General features: G+C 70.2%; 18 protein-coding genes and 1 pseudogene. 7 read left to right on the top strand and 12 right to left on the bottom strand.

The window, feature by feature from the left end:
- Nucleotides 1-44 precede the first annotated feature (44 nt).
- A complete protein-coding gene (locus VE172_RS15310; RefSeq protein WP_324802792.1) occupies nucleotides 45-1,340 on the bottom strand; it encodes an MFS transporter in 1,296 nt (431 codons plus the stop codon).
- Between the two features lie 91 nt (nucleotides 1,341-1,431).
- Between VE172_RS15310 and VE172_RS15315 the strand changes: the two genes are divergently transcribed.
- Nucleotides 1,432-2,613 carry an ROK family transcriptional regulator gene (locus VE172_RS15315; RefSeq protein WP_324802793.1) on the top strand — a complete coding sequence of 394 codons (1,182 nt, stop codon included), beginning with the start codon at nucleotides 1,432-1,434 and terminating at the stop codon, nucleotides 2,611-2,613.
- 75 nt (nucleotides 2,614-2,688) lie between these two features.
- Here the strand turns inward: VE172_RS15315 and VE172_RS25475 are convergent.
- Nucleotides 2,689-3,516, bottom strand: a pseudogene (locus VE172_RS25475) (LysR family transcriptional regulator); the annotation flags it as partial.
- A 115-nt stretch (nucleotides 3,517-3,631) separates the two neighbouring features.
- Here VE172_RS25475 and VE172_RS15330 point away from each other — a divergent pair.
- On the top strand, nucleotides 3,632-4,897 hold the full coding sequence (locus VE172_RS15330; RefSeq protein WP_324802796.1) for a pyridoxal phosphate-dependent aminotransferase: 1,266 nt from the start codon (nucleotides 3,632-3,634) through the stop codon (nucleotides 4,895-4,897).
- Here VE172_RS15330 and VE172_RS15335 read toward each other — a convergent pair.
- The 9 genes from VE172_RS15335 to VE172_RS15375 form a co-directional block, all read right to left on the bottom strand.
- Entirely contained in the window at nucleotides 4,884-6,572 is a 1,689-nt protein-coding gene (locus VE172_RS15335; RefSeq protein ID WP_324802797.1) for an ABC transporter substrate-binding protein, read from the bottom strand. The genes VE172_RS15330 and VE172_RS15335 overlap by 14 nt on opposite strands.
- Before the next feature lie 51 nt (nucleotides 6,573-6,623).
- Entirely contained in the window at nucleotides 6,624-7,028 is a 405-nt protein-coding gene (locus VE172_RS15340) for a GNAT family N-acetyltransferase (RefSeq protein WP_324802798.1), read from the bottom strand.
- Nucleotides 6,950-7,246 carry a DivIVA domain-containing protein gene (locus tag VE172_RS15345; protein ID WP_324802799.1) on the bottom strand — a complete coding sequence of 99 codons (297 nt, stop codon included), beginning with the start codon at nucleotides 7,244-7,246 and terminating at the stop codon, nucleotides 6,950-6,952. Before VE172_RS15345 ends, VE172_RS15340 begins: the two co-directional genes overlap by 79 nt.
- A gap of 101 nt (nucleotides 7,247-7,347) precedes the next feature.
- Nucleotides 7,348-9,423, bottom strand: a complete 2,076-nt coding sequence (locus tag VE172_RS15350) for a 3-hydroxyacyl-CoA dehydrogenase NAD-binding domain-containing protein (protein WP_324802800.1) — start codon at nucleotides 9,421-9,423, stop codon at nucleotides 7,348-7,350.
- Nucleotides 9,420-10,610 carry a thiolase family protein gene (locus tag VE172_RS15355; RefSeq protein ID WP_324802801.1) on the bottom strand — a complete coding sequence of 397 codons (1,191 nt, stop codon included), beginning with the start codon at nucleotides 10,608-10,610 and terminating at the stop codon, nucleotides 9,420-9,422. Before VE172_RS15355 ends, VE172_RS15350 begins: the two co-directional genes overlap by 4 nt.
- 100 nt (nucleotides 10,611-10,710) lie before the next feature.
- On the bottom strand, nucleotides 10,711-12,657 hold the full coding sequence (locus VE172_RS15360; RefSeq protein ID WP_324802802.1) for a ribonuclease D: 1,947 nt from the start codon (nucleotides 12,655-12,657) through the stop codon (nucleotides 10,711-10,713).
- A 110-nt stretch (nucleotides 12,658-12,767) separates the two neighbouring features.
- Entirely contained in the window at nucleotides 12,768-13,283 is a 516-nt protein-coding gene (locus VE172_RS15365; RefSeq protein WP_324802803.1) for a DUF3000 family protein, read from the bottom strand.
- A 65-nt stretch (nucleotides 13,284-13,348) separates the two neighbouring features.
- The gene (locus VE172_RS15370; protein WP_324802804.1) at nucleotides 13,349-14,209 is read right to left on the bottom strand and encodes an SGNH/GDSL hydrolase family protein; all 861 of its coding nucleotides are present in this window, start codon (nucleotides 14,207-14,209) and stop codon (nucleotides 13,349-13,351) included.
- Between the two features lie 93 nt (nucleotides 14,210-14,302).
- Entirely contained in the window at nucleotides 14,303-15,277 is a 975-nt protein-coding gene (locus tag VE172_RS15375) for an aldo/keto reductase (protein WP_349258398.1), read from the bottom strand.
- Between the two features lie 108 nt (nucleotides 15,278-15,385).
- Between VE172_RS15375 and VE172_RS15380 the strand changes: the two genes are divergently transcribed.
- From VE172_RS15380 to VE172_RS15395, 4 genes are all read left to right on the top strand, one after another.
- Complete coding sequence (locus VE172_RS15380) at nucleotides 15,386-16,438, top strand: LLM class F420-dependent oxidoreductase (protein WP_324802806.1); 1,053 nt, start codon at nucleotides 15,386-15,388, stop codon at nucleotides 16,436-16,438.
- Complete coding sequence (locus tag VE172_RS15385) at nucleotides 16,438-17,271, top strand: undecaprenyl-diphosphate phosphatase (protein WP_324802807.1); 834 nt, start codon at nucleotides 16,438-16,440, stop codon at nucleotides 17,269-17,271. The genes VE172_RS15380 and VE172_RS15385 overlap by 1 nt, the downstream gene beginning before the upstream one ends.
- A gap of 59 nt (nucleotides 17,272-17,330) precedes the next feature.
- Nucleotides 17,331-18,557, top strand: a complete 1,227-nt coding sequence (gene mshC / locus VE172_RS15390) for a cysteine--1-D-myo-inosityl 2-amino-2-deoxy-alpha-D-glucopyranoside ligase (RefSeq protein ID WP_324802808.1) — start codon at nucleotides 17,331-17,333, stop codon at nucleotides 18,555-18,557.
- Between the two features lie 136 nt (nucleotides 18,558-18,693).
- Nucleotides 18,694-20,382, top strand: a complete 1,689-nt coding sequence (locus tag VE172_RS15395; protein ID WP_324802809.1) for a hydrogenase maturation protein — start codon at nucleotides 18,694-18,696, stop codon at nucleotides 20,380-20,382.
- 4 nt (nucleotides 20,383-20,386) lie between these two features.
- Here VE172_RS15395 and VE172_RS15400 read toward each other — a convergent pair whose 3' ends face one another.
- The gene (locus VE172_RS15400) at nucleotides 20,387-21,238 is read right to left on the bottom strand and encodes a PAC2 family protein (protein WP_324802810.1); all 852 of its coding nucleotides are present in this window, start codon (nucleotides 21,236-21,238) and stop codon (nucleotides 20,387-20,389) included.
- Between the two features lie 77 nt (nucleotides 21,239-21,315).
- On the opposite strand from VE172_RS15400, the gene metH reads away from it, so the two are divergent.
- The coding region (metH, locus tag VE172_RS15405; RefSeq protein WP_324802811.1) for a methionine synthase at nucleotides 21,316-23,650 on the top strand (2,335 nt) is incomplete at its 3' end.

A 23,650-nucleotide genomic window follows, 5' to 3' on the forward strand; every position in this document is an offset into this window, starting at 1 on the left:
ACCTGGGCGGCCGGGGACCCTTTGCGGCGTCCGCGACGCCGACGTCACGCCGCCGCCAGCGCCTCCTCGCCGCGGGTGAAGGCGGGCATCTCCAGCGTCGGGTCCAGCTGCTCGCCCATGACGGGGCCGTCCAGGACGACCCGGCCCACCGCGTAGGTGACGGGCTCGGCGGCCGCGACCGGCTCCGCCTCGACCGTCGGCTGTGGACGCATCGCCGTGGCCAGCAGCACCACCGGCACCGTCGCCGCCACCACCGCGGCGAACGCCACCGGCAGCGACACCAGCGAACCGACGGCGCCGATGGCGCCGGGCGCCACCATGGCGGCCAGCTGGACGCAGCCCAGCACCGCCGTGATCCCCTGGCTGGCCGAGCTTCCGGCCTCGGCGCCGGCGCCCAGCGCCACCGGCATCACCACCGCGATGCCCAGACCCAGGACGGCGAAGCCCACCATGCCGGGCAGCGGGGTGCGGGCCAGCACTACCAGGGCGCCGCCGGCCACCGCCAGCAGCCCGCCGGTCTGCACCAGCCGCGGTCCGCCGAACCGACGCATCAGGACGTCGCCCGACAGCCGTCCCGTGGCCATCGCCGCGACGAAGGCGGCGAAGCCGAAGCAGGACACGGTCGGGCCCGACTTGGTGACGTCGGCGATGTACTGCGCGCTCCAGGTGTGGGCGGAGGCCTCGGCGAAGGTGGCGCAGAACGCCACGGCCACCACCGCCACCAGCATCCGGGACGGCCGCGGGAGTGTCGCGCGGGTCCGCGGCTCGGCCGCGCGCCGCGCCGGGGGAGGAGAGGCCGGCAGCGCGACCGAGGCGCTGGCCGCCAGCACGGCCAGCCCCAGCGCCACCCACACCAGGTGGAGGCGGGCGTCGACGCCGCTCAATGTCGCGACGGTGCCGATGGCCGCTCCGGCCAGTGTTCCCACGCTCCAAGCGCCGTAGAGCTTCGACATGACGGGACGGCCCACCCGGGTCTCCAGGGCGTGGCCCTGCGACTTCATGGCGACGTCGCACACGCCCGCGGCGACCCCCATGCCCAGCAGGGTCACCCACAGGACCGCCAGGTTCGGGGCGAAGGCGGGGGTCATCAGGCTCAGGGTGTACGCCAGCGCGGCGGTGCGGGTGGTGCGTCGCCCGCCCCAGGCCGCCACCAGCCGGGGGGCCAGCGGCGTCACGACCAGCGCGCCCAGCGCCGGCGCCAACAGCGCCAACCCCAGGGAACCGGCGGACAGCTCAAGATGCGAAGAGATCCACGGGACGCGGGTGGCGAAGCTACCCGACACCACCCCGTGTGCCGCGCATACCATGGCCACCGCGCCGAGGGCACGCCGCTGTTTCATTAAGTAACCTCCTAGAAATTTGCCGCCCGACCACACGTTGGCGACCCAGAGCCTAAAATAACAGGCAGGCTCCCTGATGAAAAGGACGAAAATGAAGCCGAATCCGGCCAGCCCCCAACTGGCCCGTGCGATCAACGATCGCATGGCGCTGGATCTGCTTGTCCATCATGGACGCCTGAGCGCCCCGCAATTGCGGGATCTCACGGGACTGTCCCGTCCCTCCATTGCGGACCTACTGGATCGCCTGCAAGAGGGGGGTCTGGTGACGCAGGTCGGAGAGTCCGGAAAGCGGCGTCGCGGACCAAACGCCAAAGTGTACGGTCTGGTGACCGACTACGCCCACGTCGCCGGGGTGGACGTCCGCAGTGGCGCAATTCATGTCGCGCTTGCCGACCTGTCCGGGCGTGTCGTGGCCACCTCTCGGCGCTCCGTCGGCGACGAACCGGCCCTGGCGGCGCTGATCCGCCGGGCGCTGGGCGACGCCGCCCGCAAGGCCGAGGTGGAGCTCGGCAGCCTGCACACCGTCGTGGTCGGCGCCCCCGGCTTCGCCGACCAGCAGACCGGGGAACTGTTGCCCGGCTACGAATACCCCGGTTGGGACGCCGCGCTGCTGCCCGGGCTGATCGACGCGCTCGACGTCCCGATCGCCTTCGAGAACGAGGCCGACCTGGCCGGGATCGCCGAACTCCACACCGGGGCCGGGCTCGGGCGCCGCGACCTGGCCGTGATGTGGCTGGACCGCAGCGTCGGCGCCTCGGTGATCCTGGACGGCGCGCTGCGTCAGGGCGCCTCGGGCGGCGCCGGCGAGGTCGGCAAGCTCGCCGTGCCCGGCGCCCGCCTCCCCGTGCCGGGCCACGGCGCCGGGGGACTGCACTCCCTGGTCTCGGCCGAGGCGGTGCGCGACCTGGCCGCCGAATACGAGCTGCCCGACGCCCCGGTGGCCACCCAGGTCCGCGACGCCTGCGCCGCCGACGACACCCCGGCCGCGCACTTCGTCGACGCCCTGGCCGCCCGGATCGCGCTGGGCACCCTGGCCCTGGTGGCGGTCGTCGACCCCGGGCTCATCGTGCTGGCCGGCGACATCGGCCAGGCGGGCGGCGAGGAGCTGGCCACCATGGTGTCCCGCCACCTGACCACACTGGACGTCACTCCCACCGAGGTGCGCGCCTCCGAACTCGCCGACCCGCCGGTGATGACCGGCGCGGTGCTGGCCGCGCTGCGCATCGCGCACGACGACATCTTCGGCGGGGCCGGCGACCTGGTCGCCGAGTAACGACAGCTTCTGGGCCGCGCCCCGCAACAGCCCCAGCACCGTGGCCACCGCCGGGCGCTCGGCGCTGGCGATCCGGTGCACCGCGTAGAGGTCCCGGCCCGGCAGCGGCTGCGCGAACTCCCGAATGTCCACATGGTAGTGACGATCGGCCACCGACATCCGCGGCACGATCGTGATGCCCAGCCCGCGCGCCACCAGGGTGACGATCGTGTCCAGACCCTCGAACTGCCACGGGATCGCCGGCGAGATCCCCGCGCCGCGCAGCACCTGGTTCAGCGCCACCCGCGACGGTTCCCCCGACAGCGCCGCGATCCAGGTCTCGTCGGCCAGCTCCGACAGGTGGAGCTCGGAGGCGGTGGACAGCTCGTGGCCGTGCGGCACCACCAGCACCAGCGGATCGTGGCACAGGTAATGAAAGGACAGGGACCCTACCTGTTTCGGTCGCCGGGTGCCCGACCAGTCGTCCACCAGCGCGATGTCCACGTCGCCGGACCGCAGCTCCCCGAGGCTCTCGGAGGTGTCGGCCTGCCGCAGCTCCAGCGCGATGGCGCTGTGGCGCCGCAGCCGCCGGGCCACCGGCGGGGCCAGGGCCACCGCCGCGCTGGGATAGGCGGCCACCACCACCCGCCCGCTCGGCGTGGTGGCTTGGGCGGCCAGGTCGGCCTCGGCCGCCTCGATGGCGCCCAGGATCGAGCCCGCGTGTGACACAAGTCGCTGGCCCGCTTCGGTGAGCACGGCGCTACGTGCGGTACGGTCCAGCAGGGCGACGCCGGCCTCCTTCTCGAGCGCGGCGAGCTGCTGAGAGACGGCCGATGCCGTATAGCCCAAGGCATCCGCCGCCGCGGCGATGCTGCCGTGATTGGCGAACTCGTGCAGCAGGCGCAGCCGTCGTGGATCTAGCATAACCAGAGCTTACGCTAACCAACGGAAACTTTCGTTTGTGCTTACGCTAATTGTGGTCAAGACTGGTGAAGGAACCAGAGAGAATAGCCACAAAGCACACAAATCGGAGATTTCAGTGCCTGTCTCAGCCACCTTGGCCGCCAACGAGTCCATCGCCAGAAAGCGTCGCGGTGGCGAGTACGTTCTTCCGCTCGGCTTCGGAGAGGCGGGGCTTCCGGTGCACCCCAGCCTGATCTCCCAACTGTGTGCCCACGCCGGACGCGCCGGCTACGGCCCGGTCGCCGGCGTCGCGCCGCTGCGCGAGGCCGCCGCCGGCTACTGGACCCGCCGCGACCTGCCCACCCGCCCCGAGTCCGTGATCGCCGGGCCCGGAAGCAAACCGCTGCTGTACGCGGCCCTGGCCGCCATCGGCGGCGACGCCGTCGTCCTGCCCCAGCCCAGCTGGGTCAGCTACGCCGCCCAGGCCGACATGCTGGGCGCCGAGCCCATGTTCGTGCCCACCGTCGCCGGCGCCGGCGGAGTTCCCGACCCGCGGCGGCTGCGCGACTACCTCGACCACGCCCGGTCCACCGGGCGCGACGTCCGCGCCATGGTCATGACGCTGCCCGACAACCCCACCGGCACCCTGGCCGCACCCGAGCTGGTGCGCCAGGCCTGCGAGGTCGCCCGCGACTTCGACCTCGTGATCATCTCCGACGAGATCTACCGCGACCTGATCTTCGACGCCCACCGCTCCTACCTCAGCCCCGCCGACGTCGCGCCGGAGCGCACCATCATCACCACGGGCCTGTCCAAGAGCCTCGCCCTGGGCGGCTGGCGGATCGGCGTGGCCCGGCTGCCCGACAGCCACCTCGGCGAGCTGCTGTACGAGCGGATGGCCACCATCGCCAGCGAACTGTGGTCCTCGGTGGCCCAGCCGGTGCAGTACGCCGCCGCCTACGCCTTCGGCGAGCCCGACGAGCTGCGCGAGCGGGTCGCCGAATCCCGCCACCTGCACGCCGCGGTCTCGCGCGCCGTCACCGAACGCTTCACCGCCGCCGGAGCGGACACCGCCGTCCCCGATGGAGGGTTCTACGTCTACCCGGACTTCGCGCCGCACCGCCAACTCCTGGACGCCAGGTGGTCGGCGCGCACCGGCGCCGAACTGTCCGGCCTGCTGCTGGAGCGCTTCGCCGTGGGCGTGCTGCCCGGCAGCGCCTTCGGCGACGGCGTCAAGGAACTGCGGCTGCGGGTGGCCACCAGCCAGCTGTACGGCGACACCGACGAACAGCGCGAGGCCGCGCTGCGCTCGGCCTACCCGCTGATGCTGCCGTGGATCGCCAAGGCACTGGACCGCCTCGACACGGTGCTGTTCGAGCTGGTCGGCCCTAAGTCCGCTTGACCTGCAACAGATCCAGCTGGACGCCGCCGGTGGTCAGGTCCACCGACACGCTCTCGCTCAGCACCCGGTCGGCGTGCAACACGCTGGTGACGTCGGTGACGAGCGGGATCGCGGGCAGGAAGTCGTCGAGGCGCGCCTCGGCCTTGGCATAGCCGTCGGCGGCCTCCTTCACGGTGGAGTGCTTGTTGGCCGCGTCCAGCAGCTTGGTGTACTTGGAGTCCTTCACCTTCAACGAATCGACGTAGAAGCCGCTGAGGAAGGCGTTGCTGGTGCCGTAATCCCCGGCCCACGACCACAACAGCGCCGTCTTGGTCTTGGACGCGTCGATCTTGCCGTAATCCGACGACGGGATGGACCGCACCTCGCAGGTCAGCCCGAGCGCGTCCTGGATCTCGGCGCACGCCGCCTGACCCCACTGGCTCTGGTAGTCGAACACCGACAGCTTGAACGTCTTGGATTTCTTCCACTTGGAGTCGTCCAGCAGCTGCTTGGCCTTTTCCTTGTCGCCGGTGCAGTTGCCGCAGCTGTCCTTGGCGCTGCCGAGCGCAGCCGGGGGCGTGAAGGAGGTGGCGGGCTTGGACTTGTAGTTGAAGGTCGACGCGAGCTCCTGGCGATCCAGGGCCAGGGAGATGGCCTGACGGAACTTGGGGTCCTTGTACCCCTTGCTGTCGGGCATCACGAGGGAGCTCATGGTGTTGGCCGGGAAGTCCTCGGCCTGCCCGCCCGACGACGAGTCGGACGTGTAGCTGGTCTGTCCCACGTCGACGCCGTCCGAGGCGATCATGACCTGCAGCTTGTCGGGGGTGTCGTAGTAGGTGACGTCGATGCCGGCGTACTGCGGCTTGTCGCCGGCGTAGTCCGCCCAGCGGTCCAGCGAGGCGGTGGCGCCGCCGGCGATGTCGCCCGTCGGCTTGAACGGGCCGTCGCCGATGGGGGTGCGCCCGCACGCGGAGGTGTCGTCCAGGCAGGCCGCCGCCATCGGGTAGAACGCGGGGTGGGCGAGCAGGCTGGGGAAGTCGGGGATCGGCTCGTCCAGCGTGACGACCAGGGTGTGGTCGTCGGGGGCCTCCACCCCCGACAGCTTGCCGCTCTTCTTGGCGTCCTTGTACCCCTTGATGGGCTTGTACAACTGCTGGTTCGTCTGCTTGTTGTCGGTCTTGACGTTGAAGTTCCACGCGTCCATGAACGACTTCGCCGTCACCTTCTCGCCGTTTTGGAAGGTGTAGCCGCTCTTCAGCGTGATCGTCCACTTCGTACCATCGTCGGTCTTCCAGTCCCTGGCGACGCGGGGCTCGGGCTCCCCGCTGTCCGGATCGGAGCGGGTGAGCCCGGCGTACATCGCCGAGATCAGGCTGGACTGCTCGCCGGCGTAGGCGTTGCCCGGCAACAGATCCGTGTACACCCGGTACTCCGCGACCTTGAGACGGGTGTCGCTGTGCGCCTCGATCTCGGATGCCAGCACCGTCGCGTGCGGGCGGTCGGCCTCGGCCTGGTTGTTCATCACCACCAGGATCACCACGGCGACCACCACCGCGAAGAACACGATGCCGGCGGAGCCGAGCAGGACACCGGCATTCGAACGCCGGGGCGGGGGCGGCGGCGCGAAACCCGGGGGAGGGAAGCCAGGCGGCGGACCGGCCGGCGGCTGTTGCGGAAAGACTGGGGGCTGACTCACATGCCTAAGTTAGACCAACCGGCGGACGGATCGGCGCCGCGCCCGGCGCGTTCACGAGCGATACAGCACGTCGTCGTATTCCGGATGCTTGCCGAGCCAGCTCTTCACGTAGGGACACAGCGGGTAGGCCTTGTCGCCGGACTCCCGGACGTCGTCCAGGGCCTGACGCACCAGCATCGAGCCCAGCCCCTGGCCCCGATAGGCCCGGTTGACCTCGGTGTGCGGAAAAGCGGTGAAGTGCTCGTGCCGGTCGTACTCCAGGTAAGCGGCGACCGCGCCGTCCACCCGGGCCTCGTAGCGGCTGCGGTCCGGATTGTCGACGATCTCGGCAGACATGCGCCTCAGCCTAGCTTCACCGCGCGCGGGATACGAGCGATTCAGCGGCCGTTGAGCTTCACGTACGCGCCGACCCGGTCGATCCAGTCGTCGACGGCGCCCTCGTCGTAGCCCCTCCACCCCTGCTGGCCGAAGCGGACGTCCTGGGCGTCCTGTGTGGTCAGCCAGGTGTCGAGGTTGCGCTTGACCCGGTCGACGAACTGGTCCACCTCCTCCATCTTGTAGCCGCGCTTGCCGAACGGGGCGCGGCGGAAGCGCTGGGCGGCGGGACGGGCACAGACCTCGAGCAGCGCGGCGCGGGCCTCGGGGCCGCCCGCGGACGGCGTGGGGTAGGTCATCGGGCGCCTTTCGCGACACGACGGGTGGGTCACCACAGTGAATCATTCGCCGGATGCCAAGGGAGCGGCGCCTTTGCGGCACCGCCCCCTCGTCGAAGAGCCTATTCGTGGAACCGGCGACCGGTGACCTTTTCGGACACTCCGCTGCGGTCCAGGAACGGGGTGATGCCGCCCAGATGGAACGGCCAGCCCGCGCCCAGGATCATGCACAGGTCGATGTCCTCGGGCGCGGCGACCACGCCCTCGTCCAGCATCCGGCGGATCTCGTCGGCCAGCGCCTCCAGCGCCCGCTGCTTGATGTCCTCCGGCTCGCTCGGCGAGTCACCGAACTCCATGATGGAGGCCAGGTCCGGGTCGGGGGAGGGTGTGCCGGTGGCGTCCCACACGTAGACGCTCGACTTGCCCGCCTTGACCAGTTTGTCGAGATTGGACGACACGCCGTAGCGGTCGGGGTAGGCCAGGTGCAGGGTCTGCGCCACGTGCTGCGCCACCGCCGGACCCACCAGCTGCAGCAGGACGAACGGCGTCATCGGCAGGCCGAGCGTGTCGACCGCGTGGTCGGCGACCTCGAGGTCGGTGCCCTCGTCGACCCGGGCGAAGATCTCGCCCAGGAACCGGGTGAGCAGCCGGTTCACCACGAACGCCGGGGCGTCGGCCACCAGCACGCCGTTCTTCTTCAGCGACTTGCACACCGCGAACGCGGTGGCCAGTGTGGCGTCGTCGGTGTGCTTGGCGCGCACCACCTCCAGAAGCGGCAGTATCGCCACCGGGTTGAAGAAGTGGAAGCCCACGACCCGCTGCGGGTGCCTCAGGTCGGCGGCCATGTCGGACACCGACAGCGAGGACGTGTTGGTGGCCAGCACGCACTCGGGCGACACGATGGTCTCCAGCTCGGCGAAGATGTTCTTCTTCAACCCGAGCTCCTCGAACACCGCCTCGATGACGAAGTCGGCGTCGGAGAACACCGACTTGTCCACCGAGCCCGAGATCAGGCCCTTGAACCTGGCCGCCTTGTCGGAGGTGATGCGTCCCTTGGCCAGCTGCTTGTCGATCTCGCCGTGCACGTAGGCCACGCCCTTGGCGACCCGCTCGTCGTCGAGGTCGGTCATGACCACCGGCACCTCGAGGCGGCGCACGAACAGCCAGGCCAGCTGCGAGGCCATCAGGCCGGCACCGACCACGCCCACCTTGTTGACGCCGCGGGCCAGCGACTTGTCGGGAACCCCGACGGGGCGCTTGGCGCGCTTTTGCACCAGATCGAAGGAGTACAGCCCGGACTTCAACTCCGGCGAGGTGAACAGGTCCGCCATGGCGTCGTCCTCGTGGGCGGTGCCGGTGGCGAAGTCGACGGTCTTTGACTCGGCCAGCAGCTCCAGCGCCCGGTACGGCGCCGGTGCGGCGCCGTGCACCTTCATGTCGGCGGCGAACCTGCCGCGCGCCAGCGCGTTGTCCCACGCCTCGCCCTTGTCCACCTCCCGACGGTCCACGGTGATGTCGCCGTTGACGACCTTGGTGGCCCAGGCCAGCGACTCCTCGATGAAGTCGGCCGGCTCCAGCAGCACGTCGCTGATGCCCAGCTTGTGGGCCTCGGCGGCGCGCAGCATCTTGTTCTGGTTCAAGGGGTTTTCGATGATCACCTTGACCGCGGCGTCCATGCCGATCAGGTTGGGCAGCAGCTGGCTGCCGCCCCAGCCGGGCAGGATGCCCAGGAACACCTCGGGGAACGCGATCGCCGGCACCGACGACGCCAGCGTCCGGTATTGACAGTGCAGGGACAGCTCGAGGCCCCCGCCCAGGGTCACGCCGTTGACGAACGCGAACGTCGGGATCTCGGAGTCCTTGAAGCGCGCGAACAGCTCGTGCCCGTAGCGCGTGATCGTCTTGGCGTCCTCTTTGGTCTTCAGCAGCGGCATGCCGGTGACGTCGGCGCCCACACAGAAGATGAAGGGCTTGCCGGTCACGGCGATGAACCGCACCTTGGGCGTGCGCGCGTGGATCGCGTCCAGCGCGGCGCTGAGCTCCTGGAGCCCGGCCGGCCCCAGCGACGACGGCTTCTTGTGGTCGAAGCCGTTGTCCAGGGTGATCAGCGCGGCCTCGCCGTTCAGCCCGGGAACCGGGATGTAACGGACGTGCGAATGGGTGACGACCTCGTTGGGGAATTCCTTGAGCGCGTTCACTTCTGACCACCTTCCCAAGCGGGGTTCTCCCAGATGACGGTGCCGCCCATGCCGATGCCGATGCACATCGCGGTGATGCCGTAGCGCACCTGCGGGTTGGCGGCGAAGTGCCGGGCCAGCTGCGTCATCAGACGCACCCCGGAGGAGGCCAGCGGGTGGCCCACCGCGATGGCGCCGCCCCACGGGTTGACCCGCTCGTCGTCGTCGCCGATGCCGAAGTGGTCCAGGAAGGCCAGCACCTGCACGGCGAAGGCCTCGTTGAGTTCGAACAGCCCGATGTCGGCGATCGACAGACCCGCCTTGGACAGGGCCTTCTCGGTCGACGGGATCGGCCCGACGCCCATCACCTCGGGCTCCACGCCCGCGAAGGCGTACGACACCAGGCGCATCGCGACCGGCAGGTCGAGCTCGCGCGCGGTGTTCTCCTCGGTGACGATGCACGCGGTCGCGCCGTCGTTGAGGCCCGCGGAGTTGCCCGCGGTGACCCGGCCGTGCGGGCGGAACGGGGTCTTCAGGCCCGCGAGCTTGTCCATCGAGGTCTCGCGCGGCGGCTCGTCGGTGACGGCCAGTCCCCAGCCCTCGTCGACGGAGCGGGTGTTCATGGTGACCAGGTCGGCGGCGATGTCGTCGATGTGCTTGGCGTAGCGCTGCTGGCTGGCCAGCGCGAAGGCGTCGGCGCGCTGCTTGGAGATGTCGCCGAAGCGGTCGTGCAGGTTCTCGGCGGTCTGTCCCATCACCAACGCGGACGGGTCGACCAGCTTCTCCGACAGGATCCGCGGATTGGGGTCGACGCCCTCGCCCATCGGGTGGCGTCCCATGTGCTCGACGCCGCCGGCGATGGCCACGTCGAAGGCGCCGAAGCCGATCCCGGAGGCCACCGAGGTCACCGCCGTCATGGCACCGGCGCACATCCGGTCGATGGAGTAACCCGGCACGGTCTTGGGAAGCCCGGACAGCAGCGCCGCGGTGCGGCCCAGGGTGAGCCCCTGGTCGCCGATCTGGGTGGTGGCGGCGATGGCCACCTCCTCCACGCGCTCGGGCGGCAGCCCGGGGTTGCGGCGCAGCAGCTGCCGGATGCAGCGGATGACCAGGTCGTCGGCGCGGGTCTCGGAGTACATGCCCCCGGCCTTGCCGAAGGGGGTGCGCACGCCGTCGACAAAGACGACCTCGCGAACGGTGCGGCTCACGCTGACCTCCTCGGTACCCAGATCGGTGGCGTTCGCCAAATGCTGTGCTGGCTCACGTGCGGTGCCTCCTCGCGGATGGACGAATGGACGAGACTGTGCCTCACGGCGCGATGTTACTCGCTGGTAACACCGATCCGCCAGCGGCCTCGCGCGTGCCCGCCTCGTCACTGTCGGCAGTTGCGTCCCCTTCATGGGTGAGCCGATGATGCCGCCACCGGTGCCGCCCAAGAAGAAAGGCGGCCTCGGCTGGATCGTCGGCGGGGGCGTCGGGGCGCTGGTCATCGCCGTGGCCGTGATCCTGGTGGTCGCCCTCGCCAACCGGGATTCGGGCGGCACCAGCGGTGGCGGTGGCACCGAGGCGGCGGGCGGCTCGCAGGCCGACAGTTCGTCGGCCGCCGCCGACGGGTACCGGGTCTCCGGTTCCACCTGCGGGGCCATCGATCTGGCGAGCGTATCGGGACTGGACATCGACGAGACGCCGCAGGGCTACGACGACGACGGCGTGATCAAGTGCGTCGCGTCGGGCGGCTCGGGATCTTCGGCCATAGTGGAGCTGAGCGCGCCCCGGGACGAGTCTCAGACGGACTCCGCCTACGACACGATCAAGAGCGACTCGTTCCTGTACGAAGCCGACGAGGCCGCCGACGTGTCGGGGGACTGGGACTCCGGCGAGATCAGCGTCGAAAGTTACGGCGGCGGCGGTTTCATCATCGTGCGGACCAAGAACCTGGTGGTCGGCGTCGAAGCCATCGTCGCCGACGGCGACGCCGACGTGAAGGACCTGCTGACCGGCGCGGTCGACGCCGCCATCAAGGCCGCGGGATAACTTCTCGTTCAACGCCTCGGTCAAGACCCCCGCGCTCAGCCCGATCTGCCAGGGGCGGGCGTTGTTGCGGCGCAACACGTCCGCCACGGTCTCCTCGGTGATCCTGCGCGGCGGCCGCCAGCACAGCGCGCGCACCGTGGCCGGGGCCAGCAGGTTCTCGGCGGGCAGCGCGTGCTCGTCGGCGATCGCGGCGACGGCGGTGCGGGCGCGCTGCAGACGCGCGGCGGCCTCCGGGTCGCGCGACGCCCAGCGGTGGGTCGACGGGGGGCCGTCGGACACCGGCGTGACCGACGGCAGCTCCGCCTCGGGGATCCGCCGGGCCTCGGCCAGGGCCTTGAGCCAGCGCTTGGCGTTGCCGCGCCCGTGGCGGCGCTGGAATCCGGGGATGGCGATCAGCTCGCCGAAGTCGGTGGGGTCGGCGACGGCCGCGTCGGCGATCGCGGGATCGGGGATGATCTTGGACGGCGCCTTGTCGAGCCCGCGCGCGATCTCGTCGCGCAGCGTCCACAGGGAACGGACACGTCCGAGGGCGCGGCGCCCGCGCACCCGGTGAATGCCCGAGGTGCGGCGCCAGGGCTCGGCGCGCGGCGCCGGGGCGGGCGCGTTGATCAGCGCGTCGAACTCCTCGGCGGCCCACGCGCGCTTGCCCTGGGCCGTCAGCTCCTCGTCCAGCAGGTTGCGCAGGTCCACCAGCAGCTCGACGTCGAGCGCGGCGTAGACCAGCCAGTCGGCGGGCAGTGGACGGGTGCTCCAGTCGGCGGCGGAGTGATGCTTCTCCAGCGTGAAGCCCAGCAGCTTCTCGGTGAGCGCCGCCAGGCCGACGCGCTCGAAGCCGCACAGCCGCGCCGCCAGTTCCGTGTCGAACAGGGCGCGGGGACGCATGCCCACGTCGGTCAGGCACGGGAGGTCCTGGCTGGCGGCGTGCAGGATCCACTCGGTGTCGGCCAGCGCGTCGTCGAGGGACTCGAGGTTGTCGAAGCGGATCGGGTCGATGAGGGATGTGCCCGCGCCCTCGCGCCGCAACTGAATGAGGTAGGCGCGGGGGAGATAACGGAAGCCGGAGGCGCGCTCGGCGTCGATGGCGACGGGGCCGCTGCCGCCCGCCAGCGACTCGACGGTGCGCCGCAGGGCGGGCGCGTCAACCACGACGTCCGGAACGCCGTCCCGGGGTTGGGTGAGCACCACCGGCGGCGGGGTTTCGGACGGGTGATCTTCACACATTCGTTAACCGTACGGCGGTACGGAACACTGTGGGGGATGCCCCTCCGTTGGTCGACCGGTAAGTCGCCCATACGGGCGAATATTTGGACACTTCACGATGATCGGACGATTCAGTGCTCCGCCAATCGGCCCAATACCGCGCACCACGCGCTCACGTGGGCGCCGACGTCGCCGTGGGGTGTCCACGATGCACGCAGCTCGACGGTCACCTCGGGGTCGCCGCCGCGCCGCAGCGCGCCGTAACCGGTGGAGGAGCTGACGGTGACGGTGCCGCCGGGGGCCAGATAGGACGCCTCGGCGGCGTCCAACCCGTCCAGCAGGCCCGACCACAGTGTCTCGTGCGCGGGCCCGCGCGGGTCGTCGATCGCCACGTACGTGACCAGCCGCAGCGTCCCCTCCCAGGAGGGGTGGCCGGCGGGGTCGTGCAGCAGGATCAGCCGACCCGACACCTCGGGTCCTTGTGGATTGTCCACACTCGCCGAAAGCGCGAAGGAGTACGGCGCCAGCCGTCCGGGCGCCGGGGTCTCGCCGACCTCGATCCCGGACAGCCGCGAGGCGGACAGCATGGAGTTCCGGGCGCGAGCAAACAGTTCCGGTGCCGGTTGCGGCGGAGCGGCCTGACTCATCACGGGGCACACTCTAAGCCGGACCCGCCGCCGCGACCGACAGCGGCACGCCGATCGCAAGGCTCCTAACTCAACTGGTCTGCCACCGCCGCGGCCATGACCTCCATGCCGGATGCGTTGGGGTGCACCGGAGCGGCGGGTCGCGTCGGGATGATGCCCTCGACCCAGCGGTCGTCGCGGTCGGCGCAGATGTCGTGCCCGCGCTGGGTGTTGTCGGCGTAGGCGGCGTCGTGTGCTCCGGCGGCGTCGGACAGCATGCCGTTGAGCGCCTGCTCGACACCATCCAGATAGGGCACATCGCGCTCGCCGAGGGTCACCTTGGGCCAGCAGCCCTTCGACTCCGGCAGAATCGGCAGGTAGCCGGTGACCACGACGCGGGCGTTCGGGGCGCGATCGGCGATGCCGTCCAGCACCTTGTCCACCTTGCCGCGCGCCTGGGCGATCCTGTCGCGCAGCTCGTCGCCACCGTTCTTTGTGTACTGGTCCTTGCAGGGGCTGCCGAACGGGTTCACCGCGCCCTTGGCCACGCAGTTGATGAGGATGTCGGCGAAGCCGATGTCGTTGCCGCTGATACCGACGGTGACCAGGGTGGTGTCGGCGTTGACGGCGTCCAGCTGCGCGGGATTGCTGCCGAGGGGGACCGACTGCGGGCTGAACATGTCGTCGGTGACGGCGCCGGAGCAGCTGACGTCGGTGAACTTGTCGACGCCGAGCTTCTTGGCCACAAGGGACGGATAGTTGTGGTCGGAGCGCAGGCAGCCGACCGGGTCGGTGGTCTGGTTGGGGATCAGCGGCCCGGCGACGAACGAGTCGCCGAGGGACACATAGTTGGTGTTGGTGGAGGCGATCGCGGGGCTGGCGGTCAATCCGAGGGACAGGAGGGAGATGGCCAACACCGTGATGGTGCGGCGGGCGCGGGCGGGCACGAGGGCTCCTTTATTACCGATGGGTAACGGATGTCACAGACAATAAACAGGGCCCCACGCCTTGTCAAGCGCCACACCGGCACCGCGACACACTCAGTGCCTTTCCGGATACCCCAGACTCGGGGCCGACACGTCCGCCAGCGCCAGGCGGATCTCCGGCGGCAGGTACAGCGACTCGGCCGCCAGGCTGGAGCGCAACTGCGCGGCGTTGCGGGCACCCACGATCGCCGAGGTGACCCCGGGCTGGTCCCGCACCCAGGCCAGCGCGACATCCAATGGGGACACTCCGAGGCCGTCGGCGGCGGTGGCCACGGCCTCGATGATCCCGGCGCAGCGATCGTCCAGATAGGCCGACACGAACCGTCCCCACTGGGGAGACGAGGCCCGCGAGTCGGAGGGGCGGCCGAAGCGATACTTCCCGGTCAACACCCCGCGCCCCAGCGGCGACCAGGCCAGCACCCCGACATCCAGCGCCAGGCAGGCGGGCAGGACCTCCCGCTCGATGCCGCGTTGCACCAGCGAATACTCCACCTGGGACGCCACGATCGGGGAGCGGCCCGGCCAGGAACGCTGCCAGGTCACCGCCCGGGCGGTCTGCCAACCGGTGTGATTGGACACCCCGACGTAGCGCACCCGCCCGGTCGACACCGCGTAGTCAAGCGTGGCAAGGGTTTCCTCGATCGGGGTGTCGGGGTCGTGTACGTGCAGCTGCCACAGGTCCACATGGTCCGTGCCGAGCCGGGCCAGCGACGCGTCCAGTTCCCGCAACAGGTGACCCCGCGAGGTGTTGCGGCGCCGCTCGGGGTGCGCGCTCACCCCCGACTTGGTGGCGATGGTGACGTCGCAGCGCGGCACCACCTTTCCCAGGAGCTCGCCGAGGATCGTCTCGGCGGCGCCCTGGCCGTACACGCCCGCGGTGTCGATGAGGTTGCCGCCGGCCTCGATGAACGCGGTCAGCTGGGCCGCGGGGTCCTCCGGATCGGCGTCTTGCGCCGTGCCCCAGGTCATCGTGCCCAAGGCCAGTCTGGACACTTCGAGGCCGGATAGTCCCAACGGTCGCTGCTCCACAAGATCCGAAGTTACCCGGCCGTCGCGACGCTTAGCCACCGCATGCGCCAAAAGCCGACCGTTAGGCTGGGTCGGCTTGTGTCGATTGAATGTGACGAAGGGGCGCGTGTGCGACTTGGACTGAGCCTTGGCTACTGGGGGTCGGGAACCGATCCGGCGGACCACCTGGTCGCCGCCCGGGAGGCCGAACGGCTGGGGTATTCGGTGGTGTGGGCCGCCGAGGCCTACGGCTCGGACTCGGTGACGATCCTGTCGTGGTTGGCGGCGCAGACCGAACGGATCGACGTGGGGTCCGCGGTGATGCAGATACCGGCGCGGGCGGCCACCATGACGGCGATGACCGCCGCCAGTCTCGACACCCTGTCCGACGGGCGATTCCGTCTGGGCCTTGGGGTCTCGGGCCCGCAGGTGTCGGAGGGCTGGTACGGCGTCGGCTTCGCCAAGCCGCTGGGCCGCACCCGCGAATACGTCGACGTCGTCAAGGCGGCGCTGCGGCGCGAGCGGGTCTCTTACGACGGCAAGCACATCACGCTGCCGTTGCCGAACGGGCCGGGTAAGGCTCTGCAGCTGGCGATTCGCCCGCCGCGCCAGGACATCCCGATCTACCTGGCCGTCATCGGCCCCAAGAACCTGGAACTGGCCGGCGAGGTCGCCGACGGCTGGCTGGGCATCTTCTTCGCTCCCGAGTACGCCGGCGAGCAGCTGGCCCGGGTGAAGGCGGGCGCCGACAGGGCGGGCCGTGACCTGGCGTCCATCGACGTGGTGCCGACCGTCCCCGTGGTGATCGGCGACGACGTCGACGGGTGCGCCGACGCGGTGCGCGCCTACAGCGCCCTCTACATCGGAGGAATGGGCAGCCGCGAACAGAACTTCTACAACCGTCTGGCCGTGTCCATGGGATACGAGGAGGCGGCCGTCAAGGTCCAGGACCTGTACCTGGCGGGCAAGTACCGCGAGGCCGCCGCGGCGGTGCCGTTCGAGTTCATCGACCGCACCTGTCTTCTGGGCCCCGCGCCACGCGTCACCGAACGCCTGGCGGCCTATGCCGAGGCCGGGGTCACCACGCTGTCGGTCGCCCCCTACGCGCCGGACGTCGAATCCCGGCTCGAGACGCTGCGGGTGGCCGCCGATGCCCTCGACGCGGCGGGGGTGGGCGAGTAATGGAACTGTGGCAGGCCTTCATTCTGGGCATTGTGGAGGGACTCACCGAGTTCCTCCCGGTCTCGTCCACCGGTCACCTGCGCATCGCCGAGGGCCTGATGGGCATGGACCTCACGAGCCACGCGCTGACCGCGTACTCGGTGGTGATCCAGGCCGGCGCGATCGTGGCGGTGCTGGTCTACTTCGCCAAGGACATCTGGCGCATCATCACGGGCTTCTGCAAGGGGCTGTTCAATCCCCGGCATCGCGGATTCGACTACAAGTTCGGCTGGTACATCATCGCCGGGTCGATCCCGATCGGCATCGTCGGTCTGGTGGCGAAGCCGCTCATCGAGGGTCCGCTGGCCAACCTGTGGGTGGTGGCGCTGGCGCTCATCCTGTGGAGCGCCGTGATGTGGTTCGCCGAGTACGCCGCGACCCATCAGCGCAAGGAATCCCAGCTGCGGCTGGCCGACACCGTCATCATCGGCCTGGCCCAGTGCGTCGCCCTGATCCCCGGCGTCTCGCGGTCGGGTGCCACCATCTCCGCCGGTCTGCTGCGCGACCTGGACCGGGTCACCGCCACGCGCCTGTCCTTCTTCCTGGGCATCCCCGCCCTGCTGGGCGGCAGCGCCCTGGAACTCAAGGACGCCTTCGACGGCTCGATCGGCGTCACCCCCATCGTGGTGGGCATCGTGATCAGCTTCATCACCGCCTACGCCTCGATCGCGTGGCTGCTGAGGTTCGTCGCCTCACACTCCATTGTGACCTTCGTGTGGTACCGGGTGGGCCTGGGCATCCTGCTCATGATTCTGATCGGGGCCGGGGCGCTGTCGGCGACGGGCAGCTCCTGAGATCCAGCGCACCGTTCGTTCGCTTCGCCGATGTCCGCCGCCCCGTCTAGTCTCGAGGCATGGAATCTTGGCAAGCTCCCGGCTTGCGGCGGCTCCCCGGAACGGGGGAGCCGTTGCGCTTGTACGACACCGCGCGGCAGGACGTTCACCCCAGCGTCCCCGGCGCGGGCGGCGCCCGCATGTACGTGTGCGGCATCACCCCCTACGACGCCACCCACCTGGGCCACGCCGCCACGATGATCACCTTCGACGTGATCAACCGGGTGTGGCGCGACAACGGCCACGCGGTGAACTACGTCCAGAATGTCACCGATGTGGACGAACCGCTCTTCGAGCGGGCCGAGCGCGACGGCGTGGACTGGAAGGCGCTGGGGCGGCGCGAGACCGCGTTGTTTCGCGAGGACATGGAGGCGCTGAGGATCCTGCCCCCCGTGGCCTACGTCGGCGCGGTGGAATCGATGACCGACGTGGCCGACCTGGTGGAGCGCCTGGTCGAGGTCGGCGCCGGTTACCGGCTCGACGACGGCACCGGCGACGTGTACTTCCCGGTCGACGACGCCGAGGGCTTCGGCGGCGAGTCCCACTACGACCGCGCGACCATGCTGCGCTACTTCGGCGAGCGCGGCGGCGACCCCGACCGGGCGGGGAAGCGCGACCCGCTGGACGCGCTGCTGTGGCGCGGAAAGCGCGACGGCGAGCCGTCCTGGCCCTCGGCCCTGGGCGACGGACGGCCGGGCTGGCACATCGAGTGCGCCGCGATCGCGCTGAAGTACCTGGGCGAGCAGATCGACGTCCAGGGCGGCGGCAACGACCTGATCTTCCCGCACCACGAGATGTCCGCGGCCCACGCCGAGGCGGCCACCAAGGTCGCGCCGTTCGCGCGGCACTACGTGCACGCGGGCATGATCGCCCTGGACGGCGAGAAGATGTCCAAGAGCCTGGGCAACCTGGTGTTCGTCTCGCGGCTGCGCGCCGACGGCGTCGACCCCGCCGCGGTGCGGCTGGGGCTGCTGGACGGCCACTACCGCGACGACCGCGCCTGGACCGACGACGTGCTGCGCCGCGCCCAACAGCGCCTGGAGACCTGGCGCGCCGCCACCGCGCGGCGAAGCGGCGCCGACGGCGCGGCCCTGCTGGCGAAGGTGCGGGGTTGTCTGTCGAACGACGTGGACACGGCCGCGGCGCTGGCCGCCGTCGACGAATGGTCCACAAGCAACGGAGACGACGCCGACGCGCCCTCCCTGGTGTCGGCCACTGTGGATTCCCTACTCGGCGTTACTTTGTGAGCGCTCACCGGGCGTCATCGCAGGTGGCGGCCGGTGTGTCGAAGCGGGCGAGATCACGGTAGTGTCTCGGGCGAGTCGCGTTTTCACGCCTCGCTGGCCCCTTGCTCCGCTGACCCCTCACAATGGAGTTCGCTGCGTGAATATTCTCCTGTTGGTCTCCGCGTTCAATGGACTCACCCAACGCGCCTGGTGTCGGCTGCGCGAGCGCGGCCACACCGTGAGCGTCGAGCTGGCCTCGACGCACGAGGACCCCGACACCCTGACCGCGATGGTGCAGGGCGCGGCCCCCGACCTGATCCTGTGTCCCTTCCTGAAGCACCGGGTGCCCGCCGACGTCTGGCAGAAGTGGCCCACGGTGATCATTCACCCCGGCCCGATCGGCGACCGCGGTCCGTCCTCATTGGATTACGCGATCATGGACCGCGAGTCGCAGTGGGGCGTCACCGCGCTGTCGGCGGTGGAGGAGATGGACGCGGGCCCGGTGTGGGCCTGGCGGTTGTTTCCGATGCCGTCCGAGCCCGCCGCCAAGGCGGCGCTGTACAACGGCGCCGTCGCCGACGCCGCCATCGAGTGCATCGACGAGGTGGTCGCCAAGGCCGCCGACCCGAAGTTCCGCCCGCAGCCGCAGGAGGAGCTGCCCCGCCCGGTCGCCGGCGCCACCACCCGGCCCTTCATGAAGCGCGACCAGCGGCAGTTCTCCTGGACCCAGCCCGCCGCCGAGATCGTGCGCCGCATCCGCGCCGCCGACTCCGCCCCCGGCGTCCGCTGCGACATCGAGGGCCAGACCGTCCACGTCTTCGACGCCGCCGTGGGCCAGGCCCGCACCCACCGCTTCCGCCCCGGGACCATCGTGGGCCGCGGCGGCGACGCCATCGCGGTGGCCACCGGCACCGAGACGGTGTGGATCGGCCAGGTGAAGCGCCCCCGCGACCTCGGCGGCGACGGCATCAAGCTTCCCGCCACCGCCGTGTTCGACGACGCGTCCCTGCCCGAGCTGGCGGTGCCGTCGCGGCTGCGCGAGACCACCTACACCCGCGAAGGCGACGTCGGCGTCCTCACCATGCGGCTGTACAACGGCGCGATGTCCACCGCGCAGTGCCGCCGCGTCAAGTCCGCATTGGACGAAGCGCTCGCGCAGGACACCCGGGTCCTGGTGCTGCGCGGAAGCGACGAGTACTTCTCCAACGGCATCCACCTCAACGTCATCGACGCCGCCGACGACCCGGCGGCCGAGGCCTGGGCCAACATCAACGCCATCAACGACATCTGCACCGCGCTGGTGTCGTGCACCGACCAGCTCACCATCGGCGCCTTCACCGCCAGCGCCGGCGCCGGCGGGGTGATGCTCGGCCTGGCCTGCGACGTCGTGGTGGCCCGGGAGGGCATCGTCCTCAACCCGTACTACGACATGGGTCTGTACGGCTCCGAGCTGCACACCTACACGCTGCCGCGCCGCGTCGGCGCGGGCACCGCGGCCCGTCTGCTGCACGACAAGCTGCCGATCGACGCCGCCGAGGCCGCCCGCATCGGCGTCGCCGACGCCATGGGCCCCCGCGACGCGCGCACCTTCTCCACCTGGCTGGGCGACCTCGCGCAGTCGTACGCGGACCCGCGCTGGCACGCCGAGACCCTGGAAACCAAGGTCCGCACCCTGCGTAAGACCCACCCGCCGGAGTACTTCGCCGCGGCGGAACTGGCCGAGATGGCCAAGGACTTCTTCGACGACCGCGACGGCTTCTCCGCCGAACGCGCCGCCTTCGTCGGCAAGCACCCGCCCGTCGAGACTCCCGCCAAGCTGGCGCCCCACCGCTGGAGCTTCGCCTAAGCGATCAAGAGGCGTCGTCGCCGTGCGGGTCGCGGCGGCGCAGGTAGCGCTCGAAGTCGCGGGCGATGTCGTCGCCGGACGGCTCGTCGTCGGAGTCGGGCTCGTCCAGGGAATTGATGTATTCAGCGATGTCGCTGTCGGCCTCGATGAGGCGGGCGACGTCGTTCTCCCACTGGGCGGTCTGTTCCACCAGGCCCCCGGCGGGGACCGGCAGGTCGATGAGCTCCTCGACCCGGTGCAGCAGACCGAGGGTGGCCTTCGGGCACGGCGACGTCGCGGCGTAGTGCGGCACGTGAATCCAGCACGACGTGACGGGCAGATCCAGCTCCTGGAACGTCGCGTGCAGCATCCCGATGATGCCCGCGGGCCCCTCGTACTCGACCGGGTCCATCTTCATGCGCTTGGCCAGCACCGGGTCGCTGGACGTCCCCGACACCGGTAGGGGCCGCGTGTACCCGACGTCGGCCATCAGCGAGCCGAGCAGGATCACCTGCTGGATGTCCAGGGCGCGGCAGATCTCCGACACCTCCGAGCAGAAGCCGCGCCAGTGCATGCTGGGCTCGGGCCCGGTCAACAGCACCACGTCGCGCCCGGTGTCCGGCGGCGAGGCCACCGAGAACCCGGTGTACGGCCAATCCACCCGCTCGGCGCCGGCGACGGTCACCTTGATCGTGGGCCTGGCCATCTGGAAGTCGAAGTACGGATCGGGGTCGATGGTCGCGAGCTGTTCGGCGCTCCACTGCTGGCCCAGGTGGGCGATGACGTGGCTCGCGGCGTCGGCGGCGTCGTTCCACCCGGTGAACGCCGCGATCAGCACGGGCGATCGCAGCGTCGGAAATCCATCGAACTGGGTCACCAGGCCAGCGTACGTGCCGACGTCGACTGGCTCACGCACGGCTCTTCTCACGGGTCGGGACCACTAGGCTTGGGGGCATGTCTGCCAACCCGTTCCTTGAGTCCCTGCGCGAGCGAATCCTGATCGCCGACGGGGCCATGGGGACCATGCTGCAAGCCGCCGACCTGGACCTCGACGACTTCGAGGGGTTGGAAGGCTGTAACGAGGTTCTCAACGCCACCCGCCCCGATGTGATTCGCCACATTCACGACGCCTATTTCGCGGCGGGCGCCGATTGTGTCGGCACCAACACCTTCGGCGCCAACTTCGGCAACTTCGGCGAATACGACATCAACCACCGCATCCACGACCTGGCGCGCCGCGGCGCGGCCCTGGCCCGCGAGGTCGCCGACGGCCACTCCACCCCCGATCGCCCGCGCTTCGTGCTCGGCTCGATGGGCGGCGGCACGAAGCTGCCGACCCTCGGCCACGCCCCGTACGCCACCCTGCGCGACGCCTACGCCGAGTGCGCCGCCGGGCTGATCGCCGGCGGCGCCGACGCGATCCTGGTGGAGACCTCGCAGGATCTGCTGCAGGCCAAGGCGGCCCTGATCGGTTCCAAGCGCGCCATGGCCGCGGCCGGTGTGACCGTGCCGCTGATCGCGTCGGTGGCCATGGGCACCACGGGAACCATGCTGGTGGGCGCCGAGATCGGCGCGGCCGTGACCGCGCTGAGCGCGCTCGGCGTCGACGTCATGGGCCTCAACTGCGAGACCGGGCCCGCCGAGATGAGCGAGCACATGCGTTACCTGTCGCAGTACTCGCGGCTGCCGATCACGGTGATGCCCAACGCGGGGCTGCCCGAGCTGGGCCCCAACGGCGCCCACTATCCGCTCACCGCACCGGAACTGGCCGACGCGATCGACACCTTCACCGGCGAGTTCGGCGCCAACCTGGTGGGCGGCTGCTGCGGAACCACCCCCGAGCACGTGCGGCAGCTGGTGGAGCGGGTCGGCGGTCGGGAGCCGCTGCGCCGCTCGGTGACCCGCGAGTACGGCGTCTCCTCCTCGTACCACCACGTCGCGTTCAAGCAGGACGCCTCGATCCTCAACGTCGGCGAGCGCACCAACGCCAACGGCTCCAAGGCCTTCCGCGACGCGATGCTGGACGCCGACTGGGACAAGTGCGTCGACATCGCGCGCCAGGCCGCCCGCGCCGGCTCCCACCTGCTGGACCTGTGCGTCGACTACGTGGGTCGCGACGGCCGCGACGACATGCGGGAGCTGGCCGGCCGCTTCGCCACGGCGTCCACATTGCCCATCATGCTGGACTCCACCGAGCCCGGCGTCGTCGAGTCGGGCCTGGAATCCCTGGGCGGGCGCTGCGTCGTCAACTCGGTCAACTTCGAAGACGGCGACGGACCGGACTCCCGCTACGCGCGTGTGATGCCGATCGTCGTCGAGCACGGCGCCGCCGTGGTCGTGATGTGCATCGACGAGGAGGGCCAGGCCCGCACCGCCGAATGGAAGGTGCGGGTGGCCTCGCGCACCATCGACGACCTGATGAACAACTGGGGCATGGCCCTGTCGGACATCTTCGTCGACTGCCTGACCTTCCCGATCTCCACCGGCCAGGAGGAGACCCGCCGCGACGCCATCGAGGCGATCGAGGCGATCCGCGAGATCACGCGGCGATACCCGGGCGTGAACTTCACCCTCGGCGTGTCCAACGTGTCCTTCGGCCTGAATCCGGCGGCCCGCCAGGTGCTCAACTCGGTGTTCCTCAACGAATGCGTCGAGGCGGGCCTCACCAGCGCCATCGTCCACTCCTCCAAGATCCTGCCGATGACGCGGATTCCGGACGATCAGCGCACCGTCGCCCTCGACCTGGTCTACGACCGCCGCCGCGAGGGCTACGACCCGCTGCAGCGGCTCATCGAGATGTTCGAGGGCGTCGACATCACCTCGGCCCGCGAGGCGCGCGCCGAGGAGCTGGCCACCCTGCCGCTCAACGAGAGGCTGGCGCGCCGCATCATCGACGGCGAGCGCAAGGGCCTGGAGGAGGACCTGGACGCCGCCCTGGCCGAGCGCTCCGCGCTGGACATCGTCAACGACACCCTGTTGGACGGCATGAAGACCGTGGGGGAGTTGTTCGGCTCGGGCCAGATGCAGCTGCCGTTCGTGTTGCAGTCGGCCGAGGTGATGAAGGCGGCCGTGGCCTACCTCGAGCCGCACATGGAAAAGACCGACTCCGAGGGCAAGGGCACGATCGTTTTGGCCACGGTCAAGGGCGACGTGCACGACATCGGCAAGAACCTGGTCGAGATCGTGCTGAAGAACAACGGCTATCGCATCATCAACCTCGGCATCAAGGTGCCCCCCGAGGATCTCATCGCGGCCTATCACCAGCACAAGCCGGACGCCTTCGGCCTCT

The organism is Stackebrandtia sp. (assembly GCF_035643755.1).
GTDB lineage: Bacteria > Actinomycetota > Actinomycetes > Mycobacteriales > Micromonosporaceae > Stackebrandtia.

Coding starts and splice junctions, on each gene's coding strand:
- VE172_RS15385 (WP_324802807.1), top strand. CDS start 16,438: ATGGAACTGTGGCAGGCCTTCATTCTGGGCATTGTGGAGGGACTCACC.
- VE172_RS15360 (WP_324802802.1), bottom strand. CDS start 12,657: ATGTGTGAAGATCACCCGTCCGAAACCCCGCCGCCGGTGGTGCTCACC.
- VE172_RS15345 (WP_324802799.1), bottom strand. CDS start 7,246: ATGACCTACCCCACGCCGTCCGCGGGCGGCCCCGAGGCCCGCGCCGCG.
- VE172_RS15310 (WP_324802792.1), bottom strand. CDS start 1,340: ATGAAACAGCGGCGTGCCCTCGGCGCGGTGGCCATGGTATGCGCGGCA.
- mshC (WP_324802808.1), top strand. CDS start 17,331: ATGGAATCTTGGCAAGCTCCCGGCTTGCGGCGGCTCCCCGGAACGGGG.
- VE172_RS15365 (WP_324802803.1), bottom strand. CDS start 13,283: ATGAGTCAGGCCGCTCCGCCGCAACCGGCACCGGAACTGTTTGCTCGC.
- VE172_RS15315 (WP_324802793.1), top strand. CDS start 1,432: ATGAAGCCGAATCCGGCCAGCCCCCAACTGGCCCGTGCGATCAACGAT.